The following is a 3,107-nucleotide window of genomic DNA, read 5'->3' as shown; positions in this document are numbered from 1 at the left end:
GGCCGCCAGTTTGCTGAGGGACTGGTCCCACTGGTTTTTTGGCTGGTGCGGAAACACGGTGGTGTGTTCCAGCAGCTTGCCGGTGGCATCCACGACCACCACCTTCACCCCGGTGCGCAGACCGGGATCCAGACCCATGGTGCACTTGGGGCCGGCGGGGGAAGCCATCAGCAGGCTTTTCAGGTTACGGGCGAACACCTGAATGGCTTCCTCTTCGCCCATTTCCCGTACCCGGCCCAGCAGCTCGGTTTCCAGGTGGGTGTTGAGTTTGATCTTCCAGGTCCAGCGCATCACTTCCTTGAGCCAGTCATCGGCGGCACGGCCGGCGTGCTGCCAGTCAGCCACGGCGGTGACCATAGCTTCGCAGGGATGCGGCTGGGCATTCTCCAGCTCTTCTGGCAGCACCATGGAAACATGCAGGATGCCTTCATTGCGGCCCCGGAACAGGGCCAGGGCGCGGTGGCTGGGGATGCCCTTGAGCGTTTCGCTGTGATCGAAATAGTCGCTGAACTTGGCGCCGTCTTTTTCCTTGCCGTCGACAACTTTGGCCTGGATGTGGCCCTTGTCCCAGAGGAAGGTGCGCAAGCGGGTGAGCAGCTCGGCGTCTTCGGCGAAGCGCTCCATGAGGATCTGTTTGGCACCGTCCAGGGCGTCCTTGGCGGTGGCAACTTTATGTTCCTCGTTCAGGTAGCCGGCGGCCAGCGCTTCCGGGTCCTGGGTGGGATCATTCATCAGGCTGTCGGCCAGCGGCTCCAGGCCAGCTTCGCGGGCAATTTGGGCGCGGGTGCGGCGCTTGGGTTTGTAGGGCAGGTAGAGATCTTCCAGCCGGGTCTTGGTGTCGGCGGCCTTGATCGCCTTTTCCAGCTCGGGAGTGAGCTTTTCCTGTTCGGCGATGCTTTTCAGGATGGCCTCGCGGCGCTCTTCCATCTCACGCAGATAACGCAGCCGTTCTTCCAGGTTACGCAGCTGGGTGTCGTCCAGACCGCCGGTGACCTCTTTGCGGTAGCGGGCGATAAAGGGGACGGTGGAACCTTCGTCGAGCAGGGCGACGGCGGCGTTGACCTGGCGTTCCTGGCAACCGATTTCTTCGGCAATAATCTGTTCGATACTACGCATGATATGTCCTGACGGCGTGCGGCCTGCGAGCGTATTGCCGGCAAGCGTTCTTCAAATACAAAACGACCGGAATCATAGGGAATGAATCCGGTCGTTGATAGATTGACTTGTAAAAGCGGCTGTGGCTGTGGCGCAGGTCATGAATGCTCGGTTATCGCGCGTGACGGGCCGCGGACGGCGACTCAGCCCAGCGCTTCATTGATCTTGGCGACCAGTTCCGCTTCCACCGGCGGTTTGACCACATAGCCGAAGGCACCCTGGCGTTCGCCCCAGACCTTGTCGGTTTCCTGGTCCTTGGTCGTCACCAGAATCACCGGAATGCTTTCGGTGGCCGGGTCACGGGTGATCTTGCGGGTGGCCTGGAAGCCGTTCAGTTCCGGCATGACCACATCCATCAGGATCAGATCGGGCTGCTCATGACGGGCTTTTTCTATCCCTTCCATGCCGTTGGTGGCAGTAACGACATCATGGCCCTGACCCTGGACAATCTTTACCAGATTGGTCAGCTGGGTCGGGGAATCGTCCACCACAAGAATTTTGGCCATGTTGCTCTCCTCAAGCCGCTATTGATCCCATCGGCTGTATTTTTATATGTGTCTCGATCCAATCGCGAATCATACCAGCGACGGGTCAAAAGGTAAGCTGTCGAATTGTGGCACATGTGTGCCGCAATGGGGCAGCTTACCGGGTAAATGTGTGGGCGCTGCGCCGCCCCCATAGCAGAATGGGCAGCACAATCAGGGCGGTTATCAGCGTCCAGCGGGCCAGTGCCCAGAAACTGTTGGCCAGCAGATCGCCGTGATGGCCTGCCAGTGGTGCCAGGGCGGCAATGACAAGGCTGCCCAGCCCGGTCATCAGCAGCCAGCGCGGCGCCAGCGCCAGCGCCAGGTAGCGCCGACGGAACAGGCACCACAGAAAGGCTGCTCCCAGCCCCAACATGAGCAGCCACGCCAGCCCGGCAGGGATGAGCAGCAGCAGGCTGGCATCGTTGCTGGCGGCGGCCATGAGCAAGGCAAGGTTGCCGAACACTTTGAGTAGCAGGAAGGGGCCGAGCAGCATGACCCACCAGAGGTTGCCGCCCAGGCCCTGCGGGCCGGGTTGCTGGCGGTAGTGAGCCGGATCAAAACGCCAGGCGCGCTGCAGCAGGGTACCCCAATTGTTTGACGCCAGATGGTGGCTGAGTCCGTGGATGCGATCGCGCTGTTCCTCAATCAGCATCAGCATGGCGGGCACCACCAACAGAATCAGCCCGGTGCCGAACAGTAGCCCGAACACCAGGCTTACCGCCATGGGTTTGAGGAACTGGGCCTGCAGGGAGCTTTCGAACAGAATCGGGGTGAGGCCGGCGATGGTGGTGATGGACGTGAGCAGCACCGCGCGCAGACGGCGTACACAGGCCTCCACAATCGCCTGGAATCGTTCCATGCCTTCGGCGACCAGCTGCTGGTAGAAGCTCACCAGCACGATGGAGTCGTTGACGATAATGCCGGACAGGCCGAACAGCCCCATGGCCGAGAACATGGAGAATTTAATGCCGAAGGGGGCGGTGAAGATATGCCCGATGACCGCCCCGGTGAGGCCGAAGAAGATCGCCGTCATGATCGCTATTGGCCAGGAATAGGAACTGAACACCCAGGCCAGCACGATATAGATGATGGCCAGCCCGAGCAGGGCGCCGGTGGCCAGATCCTGCAGGTTTTCCTCCTGCTCCTGCAGCTTGCCTTCGTAGCCCACGCCGATGCCGTACTGGCTCTTCAATTCCGGCAGGATACCTTCGTTGAGTGTGGCGATAATTTCGTTGGCGTTGCCCTGTTCCGGGTCCAGGTCGGCGTAGACAGTGACCGCCAGTTCGCCGTTGACGCGGCGCAGCAGGTCCACGCCCTTGCGGGCGTCAAAGGTGACCACGTCGCGCAGGGGAATGGCTTCGCCCTGATTGGTGATGATGGGCAGGCGTTCGATGGCGCTGAAGCGTCGACGTTCGCTGTCCGGCA

General features: G+C 61.1%; 3 protein-coding genes. All 3 read right to left on the bottom strand.

What is annotated here, in order from left to right:
• A partial coding sequence (locus tag A3754_RS10380) for a Tex-like N-terminal domain-containing protein (protein ID WP_304439829.1) occupies nucleotides 1-1,116 on the bottom strand: 1,116 nt, incomplete at its 3' end.
• Nucleotides 1,117-1,298: 182 nt separating this feature from the next.
• A complete protein-coding gene (locus A3754_RS10375) occupies nucleotides 1,299-1,661 on the bottom strand; it encodes a PleD family two-component system response regulator (RefSeq protein WP_063518675.1) in 363 nt (120 codons plus the stop codon).
• A gap of 136 nt (nucleotides 1,662-1,797) precedes the next feature.
• Nucleotides 1,798-3,107, bottom strand: a 1,310-nt coding sequence (locus A3754_RS10370) for an efflux RND transporter permease subunit (RefSeq protein WP_156496945.1), incomplete at its 5' end; no start/stop codon positions are given.

The sequence above is a fragment of the Alcanivorax sp. HI0083 genome (assembly GCF_001635175.1).
Note: the sequence above shows the minus strand (reverse complement) of the source record. Positions and strands in the feature narration are given on the sequence as shown.

Coding starts and splice junctions, on each gene's coding strand:
- A3754_RS10375 (WP_063518675.1), bottom strand. CDS start 1,661: ATGGCCAAAATTCTTGTGGTGGACGATTCCCCGACCCAGCTGACCAAT.